Origin of the sequence: Bradyrhizobium sp. LB14.3 (assembly GCF_040547985.1) — a bacterium.
Classification (GTDB): Bacteria; Pseudomonadota; Alphaproteobacteria; order Rhizobiales; family Xanthobacteraceae; genus Bradyrhizobium.
Genome location: NZ_JBEPQT010000004.1, coordinates 425,958 through 447,066 on the forward strand (window position 1 = coordinate 425,958; position 21,109 = coordinate 447,066).

General features: G+C 64.9%; 23 protein-coding genes and 2 pseudogenes. 18 read left to right on the top strand and 7 right to left on the bottom strand.

Translation table 11 applies throughout. The features are described 5' to 3' along the window. Positions 1-73 precede the first annotated feature (73 nt). The 10 genes from ABIB00_RS12240 (at position 74) to ABIB00_RS12285 (ending at position 7,258) form a co-directional block, all read left to right on the top strand. Positions 74-685, top strand: coding sequence for a permease (locus ABIB00_RS12240; protein ID WP_354104488.1), 612 nt, complete (start codon positions 74-76; stop codon positions 683-685). Then, entirely contained in the window at positions 682-1,182 is a 501-nt protein-coding gene (locus ABIB00_RS12245) for a hypothetical protein (RefSeq protein WP_247339602.1), read from the top strand. The genes ABIB00_RS12240 and ABIB00_RS12245 overlap by 4 nt, the downstream gene beginning before the upstream one ends. Positions 1,183-1,226: 44 nt before the next feature. Further along, positions 1,227-1,451 (top strand): hypothetical protein, encoded by a 225-nt coding sequence (locus ABIB00_RS12250; RefSeq protein ID WP_354104489.1) that lies wholly within the window; start codon positions 1,227-1,229, stop codon positions 1,449-1,451. Positions 1,452-1,453: 2 nt separating this feature from the next. After that, entirely contained in the window at positions 1,454-2,209 is a 756-nt protein-coding gene (locus tag ABIB00_RS12255) for a metal ABC transporter ATP-binding protein (RefSeq protein ID WP_354104490.1), read from the top strand. A 6-nt stretch (positions 2,210-2,215) separates the two neighbouring features. Further along, positions 2,216-3,085 carry a metal ABC transporter permease gene (locus tag ABIB00_RS12260; protein ID WP_354104491.1) on the top strand — a complete coding sequence of 290 codons (870 nt, stop codon included), beginning with the start codon at positions 2,216-2,218 and terminating at the stop codon, positions 3,083-3,085. A gap of 5 nt (positions 3,086-3,090) precedes the next feature. Next, entirely contained in the window at positions 3,091-3,954 is an 864-nt protein-coding gene (locus ABIB00_RS12265; RefSeq protein ID WP_354104492.1) for a metal ABC transporter solute-binding protein, Zn/Mn family, read from the top strand. 54 nt (positions 3,955-4,008) lie between these two features. Next, positions 4,009-5,049, top strand: a complete 1,041-nt coding sequence (locus tag ABIB00_RS12270) for a CobW family GTP-binding protein (RefSeq protein WP_354104493.1) — start codon at positions 4,009-4,011, stop codon at positions 5,047-5,049. Continuing rightward, entirely contained in the window at positions 5,049-6,068 is a 1,020-nt protein-coding gene (locus tag ABIB00_RS12275; RefSeq protein ID WP_354050715.1) for a WD40 repeat domain-containing protein, read from the top strand. The genes ABIB00_RS12270 and ABIB00_RS12275 overlap by 1 nt, the downstream gene beginning before the upstream one ends. Before the next feature lie 30 nt (positions 6,069-6,098). Next, a complete protein-coding gene (locus ABIB00_RS12280; protein WP_354104494.1) occupies positions 6,099-6,815 on the top strand; it encodes an MgtC/SapB family protein in 717 nt (238 codons plus the stop codon). 101 nt (positions 6,816-6,916) lie between these two features. Next, the gene (locus ABIB00_RS12285; protein WP_354104495.1) at positions 6,917-7,258 is read left to right on the top strand and encodes a hypothetical protein; all 342 of its coding nucleotides are present in this window, start codon (positions 6,917-6,919) and stop codon (positions 7,256-7,258) included. A 66-nt stretch (positions 7,259-7,324) separates the two neighbouring features. Here the strand turns inward: ABIB00_RS12285 and ABIB00_RS12290 are convergent, their stop codons facing one another. The 5 genes from ABIB00_RS12290 to ABIB00_RS12310 all read right to left on the bottom strand — a co-directional run bounded on the left by ABIB00_RS12290 (position 7,325) and on the right by ABIB00_RS12310 (position 12,125). Further along, complete coding sequence (locus tag ABIB00_RS12290; RefSeq protein WP_354104496.1) at positions 7,325-8,767, bottom strand: homospermidine synthase; 1,443 nt, start codon at positions 8,765-8,767, stop codon at positions 7,325-7,327. A 48-nt stretch (positions 8,768-8,815) separates the two neighbouring features. Next, positions 8,816-9,205 carry a RidA family protein gene (locus ABIB00_RS12295; RefSeq protein ID WP_354104497.1) on the bottom strand — a complete coding sequence of 130 codons (390 nt, stop codon included), beginning with the start codon at positions 9,203-9,205 and terminating at the stop codon, positions 8,816-8,818. A 135-nt stretch (positions 9,206-9,340) separates the two neighbouring features. Continuing rightward, positions 9,341-9,928: a GNAT family N-acetyltransferase gene (locus tag ABIB00_RS12300; protein ID WP_354104498.1), complete on the bottom strand. Its 588-nt coding sequence runs from the start codon at positions 9,926-9,928 to the stop codon at positions 9,341-9,343. A 142-nt stretch (positions 9,929-10,070) separates the two neighbouring features. After that, positions 10,071-11,213, bottom strand: a complete 1,143-nt coding sequence (locus tag ABIB00_RS12305; protein WP_354104499.1) for a type III PLP-dependent enzyme — start codon at positions 11,211-11,213, stop codon at positions 10,071-10,073. Positions 11,214-11,870: 657 nt separating this feature from the next. Then, positions 11,871-12,125, bottom strand: coding sequence for a hypothetical protein (locus tag ABIB00_RS12310; RefSeq protein WP_354104500.1), 255 nt, complete (start codon positions 12,123-12,125; stop codon positions 11,871-11,873). A 138-nt stretch (positions 12,126-12,263) separates the two neighbouring features. On the opposite strand from ABIB00_RS12310, the gene ABIB00_RS12315 reads away from it, so the two are divergent. The 3 genes from ABIB00_RS12315 to ABIB00_RS12325 are packed head-to-tail and all read left to right on the top strand — an operon-like array spanning position 12,264 to position 16,092. Then, on the top strand, positions 12,264-14,345 hold the full coding sequence (locus ABIB00_RS12315) for a M3 family metallopeptidase (protein ID WP_354104501.1): 2,082 nt from the start codon (positions 12,264-12,266) through the stop codon (positions 14,343-14,345). Continuing rightward, entirely contained in the window at positions 14,345-14,983 is a 639-nt protein-coding gene (locus ABIB00_RS12320) for a DUF1007 family protein (RefSeq protein ID WP_247339633.1), read from the top strand. The genes ABIB00_RS12315 and ABIB00_RS12320 overlap by 1 nt, the downstream gene beginning before the upstream one ends. Next, on the top strand, positions 14,980-16,092 hold the full coding sequence (locus ABIB00_RS12325) for a nickel/cobalt transporter (protein ID WP_354104502.1): 1,113 nt from the start codon (positions 14,980-14,982) through the stop codon (positions 16,090-16,092). Before ABIB00_RS12320 ends, ABIB00_RS12325 begins: the two co-directional genes overlap by 4 nt. A gap of 154 nt (positions 16,093-16,246) precedes the next feature. Here the strand turns inward: ABIB00_RS12325 and ABIB00_RS12330 are convergent, their stop codons facing one another. Beyond that, positions 16,247-16,645 (bottom strand): MAPEG family protein, encoded by a 399-nt coding sequence (locus ABIB00_RS12330; RefSeq protein WP_354104503.1) that lies wholly within the window; start codon positions 16,643-16,645, stop codon positions 16,247-16,249. 83 nt (positions 16,646-16,728) lie between these two features. Between ABIB00_RS12330 and hemH the strand changes: the two genes are divergently transcribed. From hemH to ABIB00_RS12350, 4 genes and pseudogenes are all read left to right on the top strand, one after another. Then, positions 16,729-17,766, top strand: a complete 1,038-nt coding sequence (gene hemH / locus ABIB00_RS12335) for a ferrochelatase (RefSeq protein ID WP_354104504.1) — start codon at positions 16,729-16,731, stop codon at positions 17,764-17,766. A gap of 43 nt (positions 17,767-17,809) precedes the next feature. Then, positions 17,810-18,607 (top strand): annotated as a pseudogene (locus ABIB00_RS12340) (ABC transporter substrate-binding protein); the annotation flags it as partial. A 64-nt stretch (positions 18,608-18,671) separates the two neighbouring features. After that, positions 18,672-19,448, top strand: a pseudogene (locus tag ABIB00_RS12345) (SPFH domain-containing protein); the annotation flags it as partial. A 75-nt stretch (positions 19,449-19,523) separates the two neighbouring features. Then, a complete protein-coding gene (locus tag ABIB00_RS12350; RefSeq protein WP_247445094.1) occupies positions 19,524-19,967 on the top strand; it encodes an NfeD family protein in 444 nt (147 codons plus the stop codon). Positions 19,968-20,085: 118 nt separating this feature from the next. On the opposite strand, the gene ABIB00_RS12355 is transcribed toward ABIB00_RS12350, so the two are convergent. After that, positions 20,086-20,424 carry a winged helix-turn-helix transcriptional regulator gene (locus ABIB00_RS12355; protein WP_354104505.1) on the bottom strand — a complete coding sequence of 113 codons (339 nt, stop codon included), beginning with the start codon at positions 20,422-20,424 and terminating at the stop codon, positions 20,086-20,088. 72 nt (positions 20,425-20,496) lie between these two features. Here ABIB00_RS12355 and ABIB00_RS12360 point away from each other — a divergent pair, with 72 nt between their 5' ends. Further along, positions 20,497-21,048 (top strand): carboxymuconolactone decarboxylase family protein, encoded by a 552-nt coding sequence (locus tag ABIB00_RS12360; protein WP_354104506.1) that lies wholly within the window; start codon positions 20,497-20,499, stop codon positions 21,046-21,048. Positions 21,049-21,109: the final 61 nt, after the last annotated feature.

Consider the following 21,109-nt stretch of genomic DNA (forward strand, 5'->3'; position numbering starts at 1 on the left):
GCCGGTACTGTTTGCATCGCGAGGACGACGTCCTTAATCAGGACGGGCATCACCCTCGAGCCGAACGAGCCCGTTGTCAGGACCTTCCCCGAAAGACCCGCCGCCCGCCGACGACGTGGAGTCCGAGCCGCGGCCGGGCCGCGTGCGCAAGCCGATCGGCTGGTCGACAATCATGATCGCGGTGCTGGTGGCGGTGAGCGCGGCGCTGGTCTGGCGGCGTGACGGCACCGACGGCGTTCTCGAAATTCTCACCCACGATCTCTCGCTGTTCGGCGGCATCCTGCCGCGCGTGCTGGCCGGCTGCCTGCTCGGCGCGTTCATCTCGGAAATCCTGCCGCACGAAAAAGTCTCGCGCTCACTCGGGCCGAAATCCGGCCTGAAGGGCCTTCTGATCGGCACCGCCTTCGGCGCGATCCTGCCCGGCGGTCCCTTCACCGCCTATCCGGTGGCGAGCGCGCTGCTCGCGGTCGGCGCCGATTTCGGTGCCGTCATCGCCATGGTCGTGAGTTGGACCTTGATCGGCTATGGCCGGGCGGTGGCCTGGGAAATCCCGATCATGGGCACCGACTTCACGCTGTGGCGCATCATCATCTCGCTGCCGCTGCCGGTGCTCGCCGGCGCGCTCGGCCGCTTTGTCTATGTCCGGCTCTATCCGAAGCCGGCCATGAAGGACGACGAGACATGAGCGCGGCGCTTCTCATCGATATGCTGCTGTGGGGCTCGGTCTTCGGCGTCGGCCTGATCGCCTTCCGCCGCGGGCCTCCGGTGTTCAAGGCCTCGCTGCGCGAAGGCTCCATGGACTTCATCAACATCGTGCCGCGGATCGCGCTCGGGGTGATCGGCTCCGGCTACATCGCCGCCATCATCCCGCAGGAGGTGATCAGCGGCTGGCTCGGCCCCGATAGCGGCTGGCTCGGGGTCGCGACCGCCGTGGTTGCCGGGGCCGCGACGCCCGGCGGCCCGGTGATCGGTTTCTCCATTGGTACGGTGGCGCTGAAGTCGGGCGGCGGCGTCCCGCAGGTGGTCGCCTATGTCGTCGCTTGGGCGCTGTTCGCCTTCCAGCGGGTGATCTTGTGGGAAATCCCATTCATGCCGGCCCGTTTCGTCTGGTTCCGCTGCGCGGTTTCAGTGCCGTTCCCCTTCGTGGCCGCCGCCATCGCGATGGTGATCGGCAAGCCCTGAGCCGGGGCGTGGACAAGGGTAATGTTATAATATAACGTTCTCGGATGGTTCTCGCCGCGTCCCACACCCAGCCTCACAGCCACGCCCATGACCATGCCCCTTCCCATGGGCATGACCATACACACGCCCATGTCCATGACGCAGCAGTGCCGCATCCGGCCCAGGCGGCGCACTGGTCGATCCTGCGCATGACCATGGCCAGCCGCCTCGCGGCCGCGCTTGCCGTCTGCGCGGTGCTGTGGGGCATCGTGTGGCTGGCGATGAGGTGACGATGGCGGGACTGCATTTCCACAATGTCACGCTCGGCTATGACCGGCATCCGGCCGTGCACCACCTCAATGGTGAGGTCGCTCCGGGCGCGCTGCTGGCCGTGATCGGCCCGAACGGCGCCGGCAAGTCGACGCTGCTGCGCGGCATCGTCGGTATTCTCAAGCCGCTCGACGGCAGCATCCATCTCGGCGGGCTCGACTCCCGCGATATCGCCTATCTGCCGCAGAGCGCGGAGATCGACCGCAGCTTCCCGATCTCGGTGCTGGACTTCGTCGGCACCGGGCTGTGGCGTGGGACCGGCCTGTTCGGCGGCATCGGCAAGACCGCGCGCGAAAAGATCCTCCGCGCGATCGCTTCCGTTGGCCTCAACGGTTTCGAAAACCGCCCGATCGGCACACTCTCGGGTGGCCAGATGCAGCGCGTGCTGTTCGCGCGCGTGCTGCTCCAGGACGCGCGGCTGATCGTGCTGGACGAGCCCTTCAACGCCATCGACAGCAAGACCACGGTCGATCTGCTGGCGCTGGTGAAGCACTGGCACGGCGAAGGCCGCACCGTGCTCGCCGCGCTGCACGACATGGAGATGGTGCGTAACCATTTCAGCGAGACGCTGGTGCTGGCGCGCGGCCCCGTGGCGTGGGGACCGACCGCGGAGGTGCTGACGCCCGAAAACCTGATCGTCGCGATGCGGATGTGCGAAGCCTTCGACGACAGCGCCGCCGCCTGTTCGGCCGATGATGCCCGCTCGCGGGCGGCTTGATATCCGATGATCTATGACGCGCTGATCGGCCCGTTCACCGAATTCGAGTTCATGCGGCGCGCGCTTGCCGCCGTCATCGCGCTGTCGTTTGCGGGTGCGCCGATCGGCGTGTTCCTGATGCTGCGGCGGATGAGTCTGGTCGGCGACGCCATGGCGCATGCGATCCTGCCGGGCGCGGCGGTCGGCTTCCTGCTGTCAGGTCTCAACCTGTTCGCGATGACGGCCGGTGGCTTGATTGCGGGATTTGCCGTCGCGATCCTCGCAGGCCTCGTCGCGCGCTCGACCGGGCTGAAGGAGGATGCCTCGCTCGCGACCTTCTATCTGGCCTCGCTGGCGCTGGGCGTGACCATCGTCTCGATCAAGGGCACCAATATCGACCTGCTGCACGTGCTGTTCGGCAACATCCTCGCGATGGACGACCAGACGCTGCTGGTCGTCGCCTTCAACGCCACAGTGACGTTGTTGGTGCTCGCGGTGATCTACCGGCCGCTGGTGATCGAGAGCGTCGATCCGCTATTTCTGCGCACCGTCAGTCGTGCCGGCGGACCTGCGCATCTCGCCTTCCTCGCGCTCGTCGTCATCAATCTCGTCAATGGCTTTCAGGCGCTCGGTACCCTGCTGGCGGTCGGCCTGATGATCCTGCCGGCCGGCATCGCGCGGTTCTGGTCGCGCGATCTCACGGTGATGATCTGCATCGCGGTCGTCGCTGCCGCCGTCTCCGGCTATGCTGGCCTCGTGCTGTCGTTTCAGACCCGCGTGCCGTCGGGCCCTGCGATCATTCTGGTGGCGAGCGCGCTCTACATCGTCTCCGTCCTGTTCGGTCGCGTCGGCGGCGTCGTCAGGCAACTATTTCCCGGCCGGCATCTGGAAGCGTGACAGCGATGCGGCGCATCCTGCTTTGTGTGCTTTTGCTGATCGTCTCGCCGCTGCACGCCGCGGAGCGGCTCAACGTCGTCGCGAGCTTCTCTATCCTCGGCGATTTCGTCCGCAATGTCGGCGGCGACCGGATCAATCTGACGACGCTGGTCGGCGCCGACAGCGACGTCCACGTCTACACGCCGGCGCCAAGTGATGCGAAGCGGATCGCGGACGCGAAACTGGTCATCGTCAACGGGCTCGGCCTCGAGGGCTGGCTGCCGCGCCTCGTGCAATCCTCCGGAGCCAAGGCGCAGGTCGTGACTGCGAGCGCCGGCATCGCGCCGCTCAAGCTCGGCTCGGCCGCCGACCCGCATGGCTGGCAGTCCGTCCCCAATGCCAAAATCTACGTCACCGGCATCGCCGATGCGCTTGCCGCGGCCGACCCCGATGACGCGGAGTTCTTCCGCGCCCAGGCCAAGGCCTATCTGGAAAAGCTCGAAACGCTCGACAGCGAGGTCCGCGACGCCGTGGCCAAAATCCCGCAGGAGCGGCGCAAGGTGATTTCGACCCATGACGCCTTCGGGTATTTCGCCGCTGAATACGGCGTCCAGTTCATCGCGCCCCTCGGCGTCTCCACGGAAACCGAGCCCAGCGCGCGGGACATCGCCACCATCATCGGCCAGATCAAGGCCCAAAAAATCCCGGCCGTGTTCCTGGAAAATATCAGTGACGATCGGCTGATCCGGCGGATCTCGGCAGAGACCGGCTCAAAAGTCGGCGGGACCCTGATTTCGGACGGTTTGACCGGCGAAAAGGGGCCTGCACCCACTTACATTGATATGGTCAGGCACAATATAAAGGCCCTGACCAGCGCGCTTGACCACTAGGGCAGGGGCCACCCCGCCTCGCGTCGCGCGTAAAGCCCGAAGTCCGGAGTTGTTATGTCTGAAGCGACCTCCCAGAAAATTCCCGTGACCGTCCTGACCGGCTATCTCGGTGCCGGCAAAACCACGCTTTTGAACCGCATCCTGTCGGAAAACCACGGCAAGAAATACGCGGTCATCGTCAACGAATTCGGCGAGATCGGTATCGACAACGACCTAATCATCGGCGCCGATGAGGAAGTGTTCGAGATGAACAACGGCTGCATCTGCTGCACCGTGCGCGGCGACCTCGTGCGCATCCTGGACGGGTTGATGAAGCGCAAGGGCAAGTTCGACGCCATCATCGTCGAGACCACCGGCCTTGCCGATCCGGCCCCGGTCGCCCAGACCTTCTTCGTCGACGAGGACGTGCAGAAGAACGCGCGGCTCGATGCGGTCGTGACGGTTGCGGACGCCAAATGGCTGTCCGACCGTCTGAAGGACGCGCCCGAGGCCAAGAACCAGATCGCCTTCGCCGACGTCATCGTGCTGAACAAAACCGATCTCGTCACCAAGCCCGAGCTTGCCGAGGTCGAGGCCCGCATCCGCGGCATCAACCCCTATGCGAAGCTCCATCGCACCGAGCGCTGCTCGGTAGCTTTGGCCGACGTGCTTGATCGCGGTGCGTTCGACCTCGACCGCATCCTCGACATCGAGCCGGATTTCCTGAAGGCCGATGACCATGACCATGACCATGATCATCACGGGCATGACCATCACCACCATGATCACGGCCACGGCCTGAAGCATTATCACGACGAGGACATGCAGTCGCTCTCGCTCAAGACCGACAAGCCGCTTGACCCGAACATGTTCATGCCCTGGCTCCAGAACCTGGTGCAGGTGGAGGGTGGCAAGATCCTGCGCTCCAAGGGCATCCTCGCTTTCCATGACGATGACGACCGCTACGTCTTTCAGGGCGTCCACATGATGCTGGAGGGCAACCACCAGCGGAAGTGGAAGGACGGCGAGCCGCGCGAGAGCCGCCTCGTCTTCATCGGCCGCGAATTGCCCCAAGATCTCATTCGCCAGGGTTTTGAGAGCTGCATCGTCTCGTGATGAAAGAGTTCACGCCGGCCCCCGATTCCGCCTCGATCGTCTCCGTCACCGACCGCGTCAAGCCGGTTGCGCTCGGCATGGGCGTGACCGCGGCCCATTTCCTTGGCGACCGCGCCGCCTTCGTCGGCGGCGAGGAGAACGTCGCGTTCGTGGATGGCCAGGGCGAGATCAGCACGGTCGCCGTGCACAGCGGCGGCATTCTCTCGACCGCTTCCGACGGCAAGCGTCTCGTGATGGGCGGCGACGACGGCAAGGTTGTGTCGCTCGACGCCAAGGGCGCGGTGACCCTGCTTGCGACCGACCCGAAGCGGCGCTGGATCGATGCGGTGGCGCTGCATCCGGACGGCGCCTACGCCTGGTCGGCCGGCAAGACGGCTTTCGTCAAGAGCGGCAAGCAAGAAGAGAAGTCGATCGAGGTGCCCTCGACCGTCGGCGGGCTTGCGTTCGCGCCGAAAGGCCTGCGGCTCGCGATCGCCCATTACAACGGCGCGACGCTGTGGTTTCCCAACATGGCGGCGTCGGCCGAATTCCTGCCCTGGGCCGGTTCGCATCTCGGCGTCACCTTCAGCCCGGACAACAAATTTCTGGTCACCACGATGCACGAATCGGCGCTGCATGGCTGGCGGCTTGCCGACAACAGGCACATGCGCATGACCGGCTATCCCGGACGCGTCCGCTCGATGTCGTGGAGCGCGGGCGGCAAGGCGCTGGCGACCTCGGGTGCGGACACCGTGATCCTGTGGCCGTTCGCCAGCAAGGACGGGCCGATGGGCAAGGAGCCCGCGATGCTCGCGCCGTTGCAGGCGCGCGTGTCGGTGGTTGCCTGTCACCCCAAGAACGACATCTTCGCCGCCGGCTACAGCGACGGCACCGTGCTGATGGTGCGGCTGGAGGACGGCGCGGAAATCCTGGTTCGCCGCAATGGCACCCCGCCCATGGCTGCGCTCGCCTGGAACGCCAAGGGGACTCAGCTGGCGTTCGCGGATGAAAATGGGGACGGCGGGCTTCTGGAGCTTTAAGCTGTTATCGTTCTGACCGTAGATGGGGCCATGCGGTTTCTAACGACCTTCCAGATTGCAGACTTTGCCGACACGCTGGTCAGCCTGTTCACGGCTTTCGTGCTGGGCACATTGATCGGTGCCGAGCGGCAGTATCGCCAGCGCACCGCGGGCCTGCGCACCAATGTGCTGGTCGCGGTCGGCGCCGCCGCCTTCGTCGATCTCGCGATGCACCTGACCGGCGCTGACGGTGCGGTGCGGGTGATCTCCTACGTCGTCTCCGGCATCGGCTTCCTCGGCGCCGGCGTCATCATGAAGCAGGGGATGGATGTGCGCGGGCTCAATACCGCGGCGACGCTGTGGGCTTCGGCCGCGGTCGGCTCCTGCGCTGGCGCCGACATGGTTGCGCAGGCCGCGGCGCTGACGGTGTTCGTGATCGCCGGCAACACCATGCTGCGCCCGCTGGTCAACGCCATCAACCGCATCCCGCTGAACGAGAAGGCCTCCGAGGCGACCTCCTACTTCAAGCTCGCGGTCGCGGCCGACGTCTTGCCCGACATGCGCGACCGCCTGGTCGAGAAACTCGAGGCCGCAAAATATCCGGTAGCCGACGTCCACGTGGTCGAGATCGGCGACGACATTCTGGAGATCGTCGCAAAGCTGGTCGCGACAGCGGTCGATCCTAACGAACTGAACACGGCGGCGACCGATCTCCAGCACTTGCCCGGCGTGCGGCATGCCACGTGGGAAGTCAGCACCACGGAGTAAGCGCGGCGTTTTGGCTCAGGGGCGGCAGGTTCCCGCCTTTCCGGCAACGGAACCGGGGTGGGGCAAGTTCGTTGATACCGCGGACAACTGCGGTGATCGATATGACCGGCAATAGTGACAAGCGCAGACTGAAGTTCGACCTGCTCATCGCGTGCTCGCTGTTCGCAGCAGGCGTCGTGGTGTCAGGCATGTCGCTGGCGCAAATCCGCGCCGAGATCCGCATGCAGATGCAGACGGCGCAGGCGACGCAGCCACTCCAGGGCGCGCCGTCGGACGATCAGAACAAGCCTGCGGAAGCCAGGCCCGGCGGTAATCGGCCGACCACGCCGGCCCCGGAGCCCGCGCGCCCCGATCCGCAGACGCAAGGCGCGGCGGGCGCGGCTAAACCAGCGTTGCCGCCGGCACCTGCCGAGAAGATCGCGCCGCCGATCAAAGAGAAATAGCGAACTCGTAGTTGCAGCGTCATGGCCGGGCTTGTCCGGACAAGCCCGGCCATGACGGCTGGGTTGTCACCGCACCAGAACATTCCGGAACTGCCACGGATCGCTCGTATCGATGTCCTCCGGAAATAGTCCCGGACGATCCGTCAGCGGCGTCCAGTCGGTGTAGAAACCCTTTACCGGGCCGAGATACGGAATCTGGATCTCCAGCAGACGATCGAAATCCATCTCGTCGGCTTCGACGATGCCTTCGTTCGGGTTTTCAAGCGCCCACACCATGCCGCCGAGCACGGCGGAGGTCACTTGCAGGCCAGTGGCGTTCTGATAGGGCGCAAGCTTGCGGGTCTCTTCGATGGAGAGCTGCGAGCCGTACCAGTAGGCATTGTTGTCATGGCCGAACAGCAGCACGCCGAGTTCGTCGATGCCGTCGACGATTTCGTTCTCATCGAGGATGTGGTGCTTTTCCTGCATCTTCGCTGCGCGGCCGAACATTTCATGCAGCGACAGCACGGCGTCGTCAGCCGGATGATAGGCGTAGTGGCAGGTCGGCCGATAGATTGCCGTGCCCGATCCGTCACGCACCGTGAAGTAATCGGAGATCGAGATCGACTCGTTGTGGGTGACGAGGAAGCCGTACTGCGCGCCGCGGGTGGGGCACCAGGTGCGCACGCGCGTGTTGGCGCCGGGCTGCATCAGATAGATGGCGGCGCCGCAGCCGGCTTCGTGAGTGTGCGCGTTCTCGGGCATCCATTTTTCATGGGTGCCCCAGCCGAGTTCGGACGGCTGCACGCCTTCCGACAGGAAACCTTCCACCGACCAGGTGTTGACGAAGACGTCCGGCTCCTTCGGCGTCTTGGAGCGCTGGGTGTCGCGTTCGGCGATGTGGATGCCCTTGATGCCAGCCTGCCGCATCAGATCCGCCCATTCGGCTTTGGTCTTCGGCTTGGGAGCATTGAGCTTCAGATCAGCGGCGACGTTGAGCAGCGCCTGCTTGACGAAAAAGGAGACCATGCCGGGATTGGCGCCACAGCAGGAGACGGACGTCGTCGAGCCCGCGCGGCGCGCCTTCTTGGCGGCCAGCGTCGCTTCGCGAAGGGCGTAGTTGGAGCGCGCTTCCGGGCCCTTCGACGAATCGAAATAGAAGCCGAGCCAGGGCTCGTTGACGGTGTCGATATAAAGAGCGCCAAGTTCGTTGCAGAGCTCCATGATGTCGGTGGAGCCGGTATCGACCGAGAGATTGACGCAAAAGCCCTGGCCGCCACCTTCAGTGAGGAGCGGGGTCAGCAGGTCGCGATAATTGTCCTTGGTCACGCCCTGCTGGATGAATTTTACATTGTGCTTCTCGCAATGTGCCTTGCGGCCCTCGTCCTTGGGATCGATCACGGTGATGCGCGACTTGTCGTAATCGAGATGCCGCTCGATCATCGGCAACGTGCCTTTGCCGATGGAGCCGAAGCCGACCATGACGACAGGACCGGTAATCTTCGCGTAGATCTGCGAGGCGGGGCTCATGGGATGGTTTCTCCGGAAAGTACTGGCAGACAAAGGGTGAGGGATGGATCAGGCGCCGCGGCGCTTCGCGGTCACTTCGATCTCGACCTTCATCTCGGGCTTGTAGAGTGCCGAGACGACGAGAAGCGTTGCGGCCGGGCGAATATCGCCGAGGACTTCGCCGCAGACGTTGAAGTGTGCGTCTGCGTCCTTGATGTCGGTGATGTAGTAGATCGCGCGGACGATGTCGGCCATCTCGAAGCTGCCCTCCTTCAGGGCCGCTTCGATCGTCTTGAAGCAGTTGCGTGACTGGCTCGTGACATCGGGCGGCATTGTCATCGTGGTGTAGTCATACCCGGTGGTTCCCGCGACGAAGGCGAACTCGCCGTCGATCACGGCGCGGCTGTAGCCGGCGGTCTTCTCGAACGGGGAGCCGGTGGAAATCAGGCGACGGGACATCGGTTCAGCCTCGACTGAAAGGGGCGTTTCCGCGGGTTAAAGGGGGTTTCTCGGGCCCGCGCAACCCAAAAGGGACAGGCGTCAGCGCGGGCGTGGGCACGACCGCGGCTTGGGTCGTCGCCAAGACGGCAATCCTTAAGCCGCGTGCGCCTGGAGAGCGCGAGCCGCCCGGCGTTTGGGCAAGGCCGCGCCGGTCGGGACGATCATCCCGGCAGCGCCGTCCAGCGCGCCCGTCGTGAATTCGATCGCCAGCAGGCGGTCGCGCTCGAACGGGCCGGGCAGCGACAGCTCGCCAGTTTTCGCGGGTGAGAAGCCGAAGCGGGCGTAATAAGGGGCATCGCCGAGCAGGATCACAGCGGCATGCCCGCGCGCCCGGGCGGCGGCCAGCGCTTGATGCATCAGCGCGGCGCCGATCCCGAGCTCGCGGCAGGCAGGGTCCACCGCCAGCGGTCCGAGGACCAGAGCGGGCCTGCCTCCAGCGCTGACGTGCCACAGCCGCACGGTTCCCACGAGCGTCCCTCCGCGCATTGCCGACAGGGCAAGCCCCGCGGCTGGTGCGCGTCCGTCGCGCAGGCGCTGGCAGGTGCGGCCATGGCGGTTCTCGCCAAAGCTGGCATCCAGCAGCGCTTCACGCATCGCAACGTCGGCAGCACGCTCGCTGCGGATCGCGAACGGAGCGGCTTTCGAAGAGAGGTCAACCTGTGTCTTCCGAAGAGCAGTCATGGCGCGTCAGTCCCCGCTTGAACGACGTGCGAGAAGCACGCCTGTCCAAGACGTCGTCAGATCGAAATGTCAGGGAGGGAGCCGGCAAGCCGGCTCCCGGGTTCGTCAGGCCTCAGATCAGAGGCGGATCAGATGTGGCAAATCAGATGTGGTAGGTCTTCAGCGGCGGGATGCCGTTGAACGCCACCGCCGAGTAGGTCGACGTATAGGCCCCGGTGCCTTCGATCAGCAGCTTGTCGCCGATCTCGAGCGTGACGGGAAGCGGATACGGGTTCTTCTCGTACAGCACGTCGGCGCTGTCGCAGGTTGGCCCAGCGAGCACGCACGGCGTCATGTCCGCACCGTCATGCGGGGTGCGGATGGCGTAGCGAATCGACTCGTCCATAGTCTCGGCGAGACCGCCGAACTTGCCGATGTCGAGATAGACCCAGCGCACCTCGTCCTCGTCGCTCTTCTTCGAGATGAGCACGACTTCGGATTCGATGATGCCGGCGTTGCCCACCATGCCGCGGCCCGGCTCGATGATGGTCTCCGGAATCTGGTTGCCGAAGTGCTTGCGCAGCGCGCGGAAGATCGAGCGGCCGTAGGTGACCACCGGCGGCACGTCCTTCAGGTACTTGGTCGGGAAACCGCCGCCCATGTTGACCATGGTCAGGCTGATGCCGCGCTCGGCGCAGTCGCGAAACACCTGCGAGGCCATCGCCAGCGCACGGTCCCACGCCTTCACCTTGCGCTGCTGCGAGCCGACATGGAAGGAGATGCCGCACGGCTCCAGGCCCAGACGCTTGGCGACGTCGAGCACGTCGACGGCCATCTCCGGGTCGCAGCCGAACTTGCGCGACAGCGGCCATTCGGCGCCGGCGCAGTCATAGAGGATGCGGCAGAACACTTTCGCACCGGGCGCGGCACGGCCGACCTTCTCGACCTCGGCGACGCAATCAACCGCGAACAGCCGAATGCCGAGCGCGAAGGCGCGCGCGATGTCGCGCTCCTTCTTGATCGTGTTGCCAAAGGAGATGCGGTCGGGCGTCGCACCGGCGGCCAGCGCCATCTCAATCTCGGCGACCGTCGCGGTGTCGAAGCAGGAGCCCATGGACGCCAGCAAAGCCAGCACTTCCGGCGCCGGGTTGGCCTTGACGGCATAGAACACGCGGCTGTCGGGCAGCGCCTTGGCAAAGGTCTGGTAATTGTCGCGCACGACTTCGAGGTCGACGACGAGGCACGGCTCGGTGTCGAGGCCATCCTTGCGGCGGTTGCGCAGGAATTCCTGGATACGATCGGTCATAGCACTCTCCCAAACGGCCCAGCGACGGGATCCGTTCAAAAAATGACGTCGGATAAGAGCGCTCCGGCCAGATCGCGCGATGGAGGCACGACGAGCCAAAGACTCACATCAGACTGTGCTGCCGTGGATTGGTTGGGAAATGTTCCCGCCCGCACACCTGGCAATGAAGGACAAGCCTTTTCAGTAGCCCGCGCCGGCGTTGGAATGCCGGTAGAGACCAAAAAAGCCCGATCCGTCGTTGCTTTAAGTCGCGTCCCCCGTTGAGAGCGGGGTGCGCCGGTTCGCCTCCGGCTGCCAGTCACGGTTGCAAAAAGTGAAGTCACCTTCGACAAGGCATCTCTTTGAGAGAGATGCTGGACGCTCCGGGTTTGCTCAGGCCTCGCGACCTCCGCACTTCCGAAGAGCCCCTCGGCTTCTTCACCCCTTGGCGGCTGTCCGGCCTCTTGTCCGGATACCTACCGACTGACACACGACCACAGGCACGTGCGAAATTGGGCAATCCGCAAATAGGTGTTTTGACTCTGGTTCGCAAGAGATTTTTTAGGCTGAGAACAGATTTGCCTAACATCTGCTTGCGCAGTGTTGCGCGAGCGACGCGAAAGATGAACGCGCGTTAAGTTTTCTGCGCGCGCGTGTCCCTCGCGCGCGTGAGAAGCGTCAGCCGCGCTTCGTGAAGGGCTCGACGCGCTGAGCCGCGCGGATGAAGGCGGTCATCACGAGCACGCCGAGCGCGAACAGCGCGGCCTGAAGGATGTGTGCGCCCTGGTCGCCGAGCCCGAACAGGATCGCGAGCGCCCATCCGCCGGCAAACGCCGCGCCGAACACTTCGGCGCCGATCAGGATGGCGGCGCTGATGACAGTGATGACGCTCGGCCAGACGATCCGACGGGAAGACGAGGAAGGCGCGTTCATGAGCTCAGGGGTCCCTAGGCTTGGAGGGCCGCAATCTCCTCGAAAAGGCGGCCGGGAGCAAGGGCAAATGGCCCAAAAAAGCCCCATCGCGTGCTATAGCTGGCCGCAACAATTTAGGCTCGAAAATCGGGACGTGTGATGTCAGAACCCCGCCAAACTACGGACTCCGAGACCAACCCGCTGCTGAAGGCCTGGGTGACACCGTTTGCGACCCCGCCCTTCGACGAGGTCAAGCCGGAGCACTTCCTCCCGGCCTTCGAGCAGGCCTTCGCCGATCACTCCGCGGAGATTGCGGCGATCACCAATGATCCGGCCGCAGCCGACTTCGCCAACACCGTCACGGCGCTGGAGCGCTCGGGCAAACTGCTCAACAAGGTCGCTTCCGTCTTCTACGACCTCGTCTCGGCGCATTCCAACCCGGCCATCCTGGAGATCGACAAGGAGGTTTCCTTGCGGATGGCGCGGCACTGGAATCCGATCATGATGAACGCCGTGCTGTTTGGCCGCATCGCCCATCTGCACGAGAACCGCGCCAATCTCGGTCTGACACCGGAACAGCTCCGCCTGCTCGAGCGCACCTACACCCGCTTCCACCGCTCGGGCGCTGGCCTCTCCGAAGAGGCCAAGACGCGGATGGCGGAGATCAACGAGAGGCTCGCTCAGCTCGGCACCAGCTTCAGTCATCATCTGCTCGGCGACGAGCAGGAATGGTTCATGGAGCTCGGCGAAGCCGACCGCCAGGGCCTGCCGGAGAGTTTTGTCGCCAGCGCCGAGGCTGCGGCAGACGAACGTGGCATGGCCGGCAAGGCCATCGTCACCCTGTCGCGCTCCTCGGTCGAACAGTTCCTGAAGAGCTCGGCCCGACGTGACCTGCGCGAGAAGGTCTACAAGGCTTTCACCGCGCGGGGCGACAACGGCAATTCCAACGATAACAACGCGACCATCGTCGAGGTCCTGAAGCTGCGCGAGGAAAGCGCCAATCTCCTGGGTTACCCGACCTTCGCGGCCTACCGGCTCGAGGATTCCATGGCCAAGACGCCGGAAGCGGTGCGGGGCCTTCTGGAGCGGGTCTGGAAGCCGGCCCGGGCGCGCGCGCTCGCCGACCGCGACGACATGCAGGCGCTGATCACGGAAGAGGGCGGAAATTTCAAGCTCGCCTCCTGGGATTGGCGCTTCTACGCCGAAAAGCTGCGCCTTCGGCGGGCCAATTTCGACGACGCTGCGATCAAGCCGTATCTCGCGCTCGATCACATGATCGCCGCCGCCTTCGACTGCGCCACGCGCCTGTTCGGCATCACCTTCGCCGAGCGCAAGGACGTTCCGGTCTGGCACCCGGATGTCCGGGTCTGGGAGGTGAAGGGCAAGGACGGCAAGCATAAGGCGCTATTCTATGGCGACTATTTCGCCCGGACGTCGAAACGCTCCGGCGCCTGGATGACCTCGCTGCGCGATCAGCAGAAGCTCGACGGCGAGGTCGCGCCACTGATCCTCAACATCTGCAACTTCTCCAAGGGCGCAGGCGGGGAACCCTCGCTGCTGTCGCCCGACGATGCCCGCACGCTGTTCCACGAGTTCGGCCACGCCCTGCACGGCATGCTCTCCAACGTGACCTATCCGTCGCTGTCGGGCACCTCCGTGTTCACCGACTTCGTCGAACTGCCGTCGCAGCTCTACGAGCACTGGCAGGAGCGGCCCGAGGTGCTGCAGCAATTCGCCCGCCACTACCAAACCGGCGAGCCGCTGCCGGACGATCTGCTGCAACGGTTCCTTGCCGCGCGAAAATTCAACCAGGGCTTTGCCACGGTCGAGTTCGTCTCCTCGGCGCTGGTCGATCTCGAATTCCATACCCAGCCGGCCTCCGCCGCGCAGGATGTCCGCGCCTTCGAAAAGAAGGAGCTGGAGAAGATCGGCATGCCCGAGGAGATCTCGCTGCGCCACCGGCCGACCCAGTTCGGTCACATCTTCACCGGCGATCATTATGCCGCGGGCTATTACAGCTACATGTGGTCGGAGGTGATGGACGCCGACGCCTTCGGTGCGTTCGAGGAGGCCGGCAACATCTTCGATCCTGAGGTCGCCAAGCGCCTGCACGACGACATCTACTCCTCGGGTGGATCGGTCGATCCTGAAGTTGCCTATGAGGCCTTCCGCGGCCGCCCGCCGGAGCCGGACGCGCTGCTGCGCCGCCGCGGTCTGCTCGACGACGCAAAGGTCGCCTGATGGGCATGCGTGCCCTGTTCGGACTGCTGCTCGCCATCGCCCTGTCGCTTGCGGCAGGAACGGCGAGCGCGCATCCGCATGTCTGGATTACGGCGACGAGCGAGCTGCTCTACGCTGAGGACGGCACCATCACCGGCGTCCGCCACTCCTGGACGTTTGACGACATGTTCTCGGCCTATGCGGTGCAAGGGCTCGAGAGCAAGACCAAGGGCGCCTATACGCGCGAGGAGCTCGGGCCGCTGGCGCAGACCAATGTCGAATCGCTGAAGGAATATGCCTACTTCACCTTTGCGCGAGCCGACGGCAAGAAGGAGCGATTCCAGGAGCCGGTCGACTACTTCCTCGACTACAAGGATACGGTCCTGACCCTGCACTTCACGCTGCCGCTGAAGAATCCGGTCAAGCCCAGGCAATTGGTGCTCGAAGTGTTCGATCGCTCCTTCTTCATCGACTTCCAGATGGCCAAGGACAATCCGGTCAAGCTGGTCGGCGCTCCCGCCGGCTGCCAGATGAAGCTTGATCGGCCCAGTGACGGCTCCGCCACCGCCCAGAAGCTCAACGAGCAGACCTTCATGAACGGCGAGAACTCGAATTTCGGCATGATGTTCGCCAACAAGATCACGGTGGATTGCCCTTGAAGCCGCAACTCTCCCCGCTCGCCCGCGGGCTGTTCGCCTGCGCCGCCATTGTGCTGCTCGTGAGCGTGGTCGATGCCGCGCTCCACGATCTCCTCGCGCAAAACCCGTTCGGCGCGCCGCGCACCACCCAGCCAGCAGCCCCCGAGGCCAGCGGCCTGATCGGCTGGCTCCTGGCGAAACAGTCGGAATTCTATCGCCAGATGTCGGCGACCATCCGCGCAGCTAAGTCCGACGGCTCGGCGGTGTGGACGCTGCTCTTCATCTCGTTCGCCTATGGCATCTTCCACGCGGCCGGCCCCGGCCACGGCAAGGCGGTGATCGCCTCCTATCTCGTCGCCAATCGTGAGACCGCCCGGCGCGGCATCGTGCTGTCGTTTGCCTCGGCGCTGATGCAGTCGCTGGTGGCGATCCTGATCGTCGGCGTCTCGGCCTGGGTGTTGAATGCGACCGCCAAGACCATGTGCAATGCGGAAGGCGCGATCGAGATCGCAAGCTATGCCCTGATCGCGCTGTTCGGCCTGCGCCTGGTCTGGGTCAAGGGCCGCACTCTCATCCGTGCCATCCAGGCAGTTCAGCCAGTGCCGGCGATCGCGGGCGTGCCGCATGACCACCATGATCACGACCACCATCATCACGACGCGCATGATCATCGACCCCATGATCACAGTCACGACCACGCGCACGCCCATCATCACCACGAGCATGACCACGTCCATGACGAGCATTGCGGCCATTCCCACGGTCCCGCGCCGAGCGAGCTCGCCGGCCCCGGTGGCTGGGGACGCGGCTTCGGCGCGATCCTGACCGTCGGCATCCGCCCCTGTTCGGGCGCGATCCTGGTGCTGGTGTTCGCGCTGGCTCAGGGCCTGTTCTGGGCCGGTATCGCCGCGACCTTGCTGATGGGGCTCGGCACCGCGATCACGGTCGCCGCCATCGCGGTGGTCGCCGTCTCCGCCAAGGACATCGCCGCCCGCCTCAGCGCCGGGCGCGACGGCGGTGGTGCGCTGTTCATGCGCGGCATCGAATTCGCCGCCGCCGGCCTCGTGCTGCTGTTCGGCGCCGGCCTGTTGTTGGGTTACATCGCGGCTGAGCGGACGACGTGTTTTTGAGCAAGACTCTCGTGCCCCGGACGCAGCGCAGCGTCCCTTCGACGGTGCGCTGCAGAGTCGGGGCCCATGTCTCCGTAGGGTAGCGGGCGGCCTTCTGGGTCCCGGCTCTGCGGAGCAGCGCAAGCGCGCTGCACCGCGTCCGGGACACGGCGCGTCACACCGGCAGAAACCGCTTCAACACCGGCATGAAGAAGATCCCGAGATTGATCGCAAAGCCGATGCTCCAAAGGATGGAGCGCAGCGTCGGGCGGTTGCCGAGATAGGTCAGCACATAGGCGATCCGTACGATCAGGAACAGCGCCGCGAGCTCGTCGATCAGGCGCTGCGGCGAATCCCTGTATTCGGCGAGCAGCACCGCGAAGGCGAAGAACGGAAAAGTCTCGATGCCGTTCTGGTGCGCGCCGAGCGCGCGCTGCGCGATGGCGTCCTGATAGAAGGCGGGATCGCGCGGCCGCGAATTGTCGAAGCTGCGAAATCTGATCCATTTGATCGAGCCGATCGTTAACAGATAGAGCAGCAATGCTCCAAGGACGCACCATTCCGCGAGCGTCATCTTTCCTCCCCCCGCTTGAGTGCGACCCTAGCGAAACAGGCCTCATCTTGACAAGTTCGGAGCAACGCGCGACCCAACGATACATGACGACAATTGCCCCCATCGCAGCCGCGAAGCAGGCCGTCCGGTCCGGTCTGCCGCGCGTCGGCGTGCTGCTGGTCAATCTCGGCACGCCTGATACGGCCGATGCGCCGGGTGTGAGGGTCTATCTCAAAGAGTTCCTTTCGGACGCCCGCGTCATCGAGGATCAGGGCTTGATTTGGCAGTTCGTGCTGAACGGCATCATCCTGCGCACCCGACCCCGCGCCAAGGCGCGCGACTATCTCAAGATCTGGAACACCGAGAAGAACGAGTCGCCGCTAAAGACCATTACGCGCTCGCAGAGCGACAAGCTCGCGGCCGCATTGGCGGATCGCGATCACGTCGTGGTGGATTGGGCAATGCGCTACGGCAATCCCTCGATCAAGTCGGGCATCGACGCGCTGATCGCGAAGGGCTGTGAACGTATCCTCACCGTGCCCCTCTATCCGCAATATTCCGCCGCGACATCGGCCACCGTCTGCGACGAGGTGTTTCGCGTGCTTGCGCGGCTGCGCGCGCAGCCGACGCTGCGGGTGACACCGCCTTACTATGAGGACGAAGCCTATATCGAGGCGCTCGCCACCTCGATCGAGACGCATCTGGCGAGCCTGCCGTTCAAGCCGGAGCTGATCGTCGCCTCATTCCACGGCATGCCGAAGGCCTACGTGGACAAGGGCGATCCTTATCAGGGCCAATGCGTGGCCACGACGGAGGCGCTGCGACGCCGGCTCGGCATGGACGAGACGAAACTGCTGCTGACCTTCCAGTCGCGCTTCGGATTCGACGAGTGGCTCCAGCCCTACACCGACAAGACCATGGAGCGTCTGGCGAAAGAGGGCGTGCGCCGGATCGCGGTGGTGACGCCCGGCTTTTCCGCCGACTGTCTGGAGACGCTGGAGGAGATCGCGCAGGAGAATGCCGAGATCTTCAAGCACAATGGCGGCGAGCAGTTTTCCGCGATCCCCTGCCTCAACGACAGCGATCCCGGCATGGATGTGATCCAGACGCTGGTGCTGCGCGAGCTGCAGGGCTGGATCTGAGGTGCGCCCCATGAACCGCCGCGAGATTCTGGCGCTTCTCGGGATGACCGCAGCGCTGCCGGCTTCAGCGCTGGCGCAGCAGCCGAATGCGACGCGGCGGCTCGGCGTGCTCTCGGTCACTGCGGCCGACGACGGGATCGGGCAGACGCGAAGCGCCATCTTGGTCGAGGCGCTCGCCGGCCATGGCTGGAAGGAGCACGCCAGCCTCAAGATCGATTGGCGTAATGGCGGCGGCGACCGCGCGCGCATGGCGCAACTTGCCGACGAACTCGTGGCGCTCAAGCCCGACATCCTGCTTGCGGTCGGCACGCCCTCGGTGGAGGAGCTGCGCCGGCGCACCACGACGATCCCGATCGTGTTCGCCGTCGTCACCGATCCCGTCAGCCAGGGCTTCGTCCAGAATCTCGCCCATCCCGGCGGCAACGTCACTGGGTTCACCGATTACGACGGCCCGCTGGCCGGCAAATGGCTGGAGATGCTGACGCAGGTCACGCCAAAACTGTCCCGTGTCTTCGTCGTCTACAATCCCGCCACCGCGCCGTTCGCGCCGCTGATGCTGCGCACCATCGAGGACGCGGGCCGCGCGCTCCATGTGACGGTGGAGCCTGCGCCCGTGCACGACACCGCCTCGATCGCCGCGCTGGCCTCGCGAAAGGACGGCGGACTGCTGGTGCTGCCGGACTTCTTCACCATGGCCAACCGCGCGCTCCTCCTGGCGGCGATCGGTGAAGCGGGCGTGCCGGCAGTGTTCTGGAGCCGCACCTTCGTCGACGAGGGCGGGCTGATGTCCTACAGCACCGACAGCGCCGAGCAGCTCCGCCGCGCCGCCTCCTACATCGACCGCATCCTGAAGGGTGCGCAAGCGGCCGACCTCCCGGTCCAGAATCCGACCAAGTTCGAGCTGGCTCACCAAGGACAACGCCACGGTCACGGTCGACGGCGTCGCCTTCTTCCAGGTATTCGATGCCGCGAAGGCGAGCTACGAAGTCTCCAATCTGGAGCAGGCGATCATCGTGCTGACCATGACCAATATCCGTTCGGTGATGGGCTCCATGGATCTCGACCAGGTGCTGTCGCATCGCGACGAGATCAACGAGCGCCTGCTGCGCGTCGTCGACGCCGCGGTCTCGCCGTGGGGTCTCAAGGTCAACCGCATCGAGATCAAGGACATCGTGCCGCCCGCGGATCTCGTCGAGGCGATGGGCCGGCAGATGAAGGCCGAGCGCGTCAAGCGCGCCGATATTCTCGCGGCCGAAGGCCAGCGCCAGTCTGAGATCTTGCGTGCAGAGGGCGCCAAGCAGGGCCAGATTCTCCAGGCCGAAGGCCGCAAGGAAGCTGCGTTCCGCGACGCCGAGGCCCGCGAACGTTCCGCGGAGGCCGAGGCCAAGGCGACGCTTGTGGTATCGGAAGCCATTGCCAAGGGTGATATCTCCGCGTTGAACTATTTTATCGCGGACAAGTATATCAAGGCGTTCGGGCAGCTGGCCGACTCGCCGAACCAGAAGATCATCATGCTTCCGGTCGAAGCGATGAGCATGCTGGGTTCGCTCGCCGGCATCGGCGAGATTGCGAAGGCGACGTTCGGCGAAAGCGCGGCGTCCGCGGCCGCTGCCGCTCGCCGCGGCGGTTCGGTGCCGTCGTCCAGCCTCACGCCGCCGGCGGTGCCGCCGCGGCAGGGATAGTCACAGCGCATCCCCCGGAAACGCGGACACCGGTTTTCCGATAAGGGTAAGCGTCTGAATTAAAGAGGTCGTGTCATGACCGACATATTCGTATCGCTCGGCACCTGGAACTGGCTGATCTTCGGCTTCATCCTGATGGTGCTGGAGGTGCTGGCGCCGGGGATCTTCCTGTTCTGGCTCGGGCTCGCCGCGATTTTGGTCGGCCTGATCTCGTTCGCGATTGTCGTGTCCTGGCAGATCCAGCTCGTGATGTTCGCTGTGTTCGCCGCCGCCGCCGTGCCGGTGTGGCGCCGGCTCGCGCGGCCGAGGGCGGATGCGAGTGCCAGCCCCTTCCTCAACAAGCGCGCGGACGCGCTCCTGGGCCGCGAGTTCACGCTGGAGAAGCCGATCATCGACGGCAACGGCACCATGCGTATCGGCGACACGGTGTGGCGCGTCGCCGGCCCGGATACGCCGGCGGGGACGCGGGTGAAAGTGGTGCAGGTGGACGGTGCGAATCTGACGGTGGCGGCGACGTAGCTGTTGCCTCCCCGTCATTGCGAGCGAAGCGAAGCAATCCAGCCTGTCTCCGCGGAAAGATTCTGGATTGCTTCGCTCCGCTCGCAATGACGAGTTTGTCAGGACGGCGTCGCCAGACTTAGGCGCGACTCTTGCTGCGCCACCGCTCCGCAAACCTGTGCAGCGGTATGAACGTCTCGCACAGCTCCTGTCCCAGCGCCGTCAGCCCATAACCTCCACCTTCGCCCAGCTCCACGAACCCCGCCTCTCGCAGCTCGCTCAGCCGCGCTTGAAGCACGGTCGGCGAGGCCTCGTCGCAGGCAGTGCGCAAGCCGCGCGAGGTGAGGGGGGCTTCGCGTAATTCCCACAGGATACGCAGGCTCCAGCGTCGCCCCAGGAGGTCGAGCAGCGCCATGACCGGTCGGCCCGTGCGCGAACCACGGACGCTACGCGATCTGGAAGCGGACTGTTTCGCCATCGTCGCCCTCTTGCGTATTGCTACAAATAATGTAGCGTGATGCTACAATAAATGTAGCAAAGGAGACAGCCAATGTCCCAGGCCCCGCCGCGCATTGCGCCGCTCACCCCGCCTTATCCCCCGGAGATCCAGGCGCAGTTCGATCGCATCATGCGCGGTGCGCCGCCGTTGCTGCTGTTCCGGGTGATGGCGGGCCACGCCCGCGCCTGGGACAAGTTCCGCGCCGGCGGCCTGCTCGATCCTGGCCCGCTGTCGTTGCGCCAGCGCGAGGTCGTCATCGACCGCACCTGCGCGCTGAACAAATGCGAATATGAATGGGGCGTGCATGTCGCGATCTTCGCCGGGCCCGCGCGCCTCACCGAGGCGGAAGTCCGTGCGACCGTGCAGGGCGATGCGACGTCGTCGTGCTGGTCGCCGGCCGAACAGGCGATGATCGCCGCCGTCGATGCGCTGCATCACCGCGCGACGTTTGACGATGCCGAGTTCGCCGCGCTCTCGGCGCATTACGACGAGGCGCAGATCCTGGAGATCATGCTGCTGTGCGGCTTCTATCGCACGGTGTCGTATCTGGCGAACGGACTAAAGCTGCCGCTGGAGGAGCCGGCGGCAAGATTTCTGGCATAGCTCTAACCGCCGTCATTGCGAGGAGCTCTTGCGACGAAGCAATCCAGACTGCCTCCGCGGA

Bases quoted from the DNA above. Each gene is read 5' to 3' on its own strand.
- ABIB00_RS12300 (WP_354104498.1), bottom strand. From the start codon at position 9,928: ATGACTGCTCTTCGGAAGACACAGGTTGACCTCTCTTCGAAAGCCGCT.
- ABIB00_RS12245 (WP_247339602.1), top strand. From the start codon at position 682: ATGAGCGCGGCGCTTCTCATCGATATGCTGCTGTGGGGCTCGGTCTTC.
- ABIB00_RS12250 (WP_354104489.1), top strand. From the start codon at position 1,227: ATGGTTCTCGCCGCGTCCCACACCCAGCCTCACAGCCACGCCCATGAC.
- ABIB00_RS12275 (WP_354050715.1), top strand. From the start codon at position 5,049: ATGAAAGAGTTCACGCCGGCCCCCGATTCCGCCTCGATCGTCTCCGTC.
- ABIB00_RS12355 (WP_354104505.1), bottom strand. From the start codon at position 20,424: ATGGCGAAACAGTCCGCTTCCAGATCGCGTAGCGTCCGTGGTTCGCGC.
- ABIB00_RS12360 (WP_354104506.1), top strand. From the start codon at position 20,497: ATGTCCCAGGCCCCGCCGCGCATTGCGCCGCTCACCCCGCCTTATCCC.
- ABIB00_RS12280 (WP_354104494.1), top strand. From the start codon at position 6,099: ATGCGGTTTCTAACGACCTTCCAGATTGCAGACTTTGCCGACACGCTG.
- ABIB00_RS12255 (WP_354104490.1), top strand. From the start codon at position 1,454: ATGGCGGGACTGCATTTCCACAATGTCACGCTCGGCTATGACCGGCAT.
- ABIB00_RS12265 (WP_354104492.1), top strand. From the start codon at position 3,091: ATGCGGCGCATCCTGCTTTGTGTGCTTTTGCTGATCGTCTCGCCGCTG.
- ABIB00_RS12270 (WP_354104493.1), top strand. From the start codon at position 4,009: ATGTCTGAAGCGACCTCCCAGAAAATTCCCGTGACCGTCCTGACCGGC.
- ABIB00_RS12310 (WP_354104500.1), bottom strand. From the start codon at position 12,125: ATGAACGCGCCTTCCTCGTCTTCCCGTCGGATCGTCTGGCCGAGCGTC.
- ABIB00_RS12295 (WP_354104497.1), bottom strand. From the start codon at position 9,205: ATGTCCCGTCGCCTGATTTCCACCGGCTCCCCGTTCGAGAAGACCGCC.
- ABIB00_RS12320 (WP_247339633.1), top strand. From the start codon at position 14,345: ATGGGCATGCGTGCCCTGTTCGGACTGCTGCTCGCCATCGCCCTGTCG.
- ABIB00_RS12305 (WP_354104499.1), bottom strand. From the start codon at position 11,213: ATGACCGATCGTATCCAGGAATTCCTGCGCAACCGCCGCAAGGATGGC.
- ABIB00_RS12315 (WP_354104501.1), top strand. From the start codon at position 12,264: ATGTCAGAACCCCGCCAAACTACGGACTCCGAGACCAACCCGCTGCTG.
- ABIB00_RS12260 (WP_354104491.1), top strand. From the start codon at position 2,216: ATGATCTATGACGCGCTGATCGGCCCGTTCACCGAATTCGAGTTCATG.
- ABIB00_RS12290 (WP_354104496.1), bottom strand. From the start codon at position 8,767: ATGAGCCCCGCCTCGCAGATCTACGCGAAGATTACCGGTCCTGTCGTC.
- ABIB00_RS12330 (WP_354104503.1), bottom strand. From the start codon at position 16,645: ATGACGCTCGCGGAATGGTGCGTCCTTGGAGCATTGCTGCTCTATCTG.
- ABIB00_RS12350 (WP_247445094.1), top strand. From the start codon at position 19,524: ATGACCGACATATTCGTATCGCTCGGCACCTGGAACTGGCTGATCTTC.
- ABIB00_RS12285 (WP_354104495.1), top strand. From the start codon at position 6,917: ATGACCGGCAATAGTGACAAGCGCAGACTGAAGTTCGACCTGCTCATC.
- hemH (WP_354104504.1), top strand. From the start codon at position 16,729: ATGACGACAATTGCCCCCATCGCAGCCGCGAAGCAGGCCGTCCGGTCC.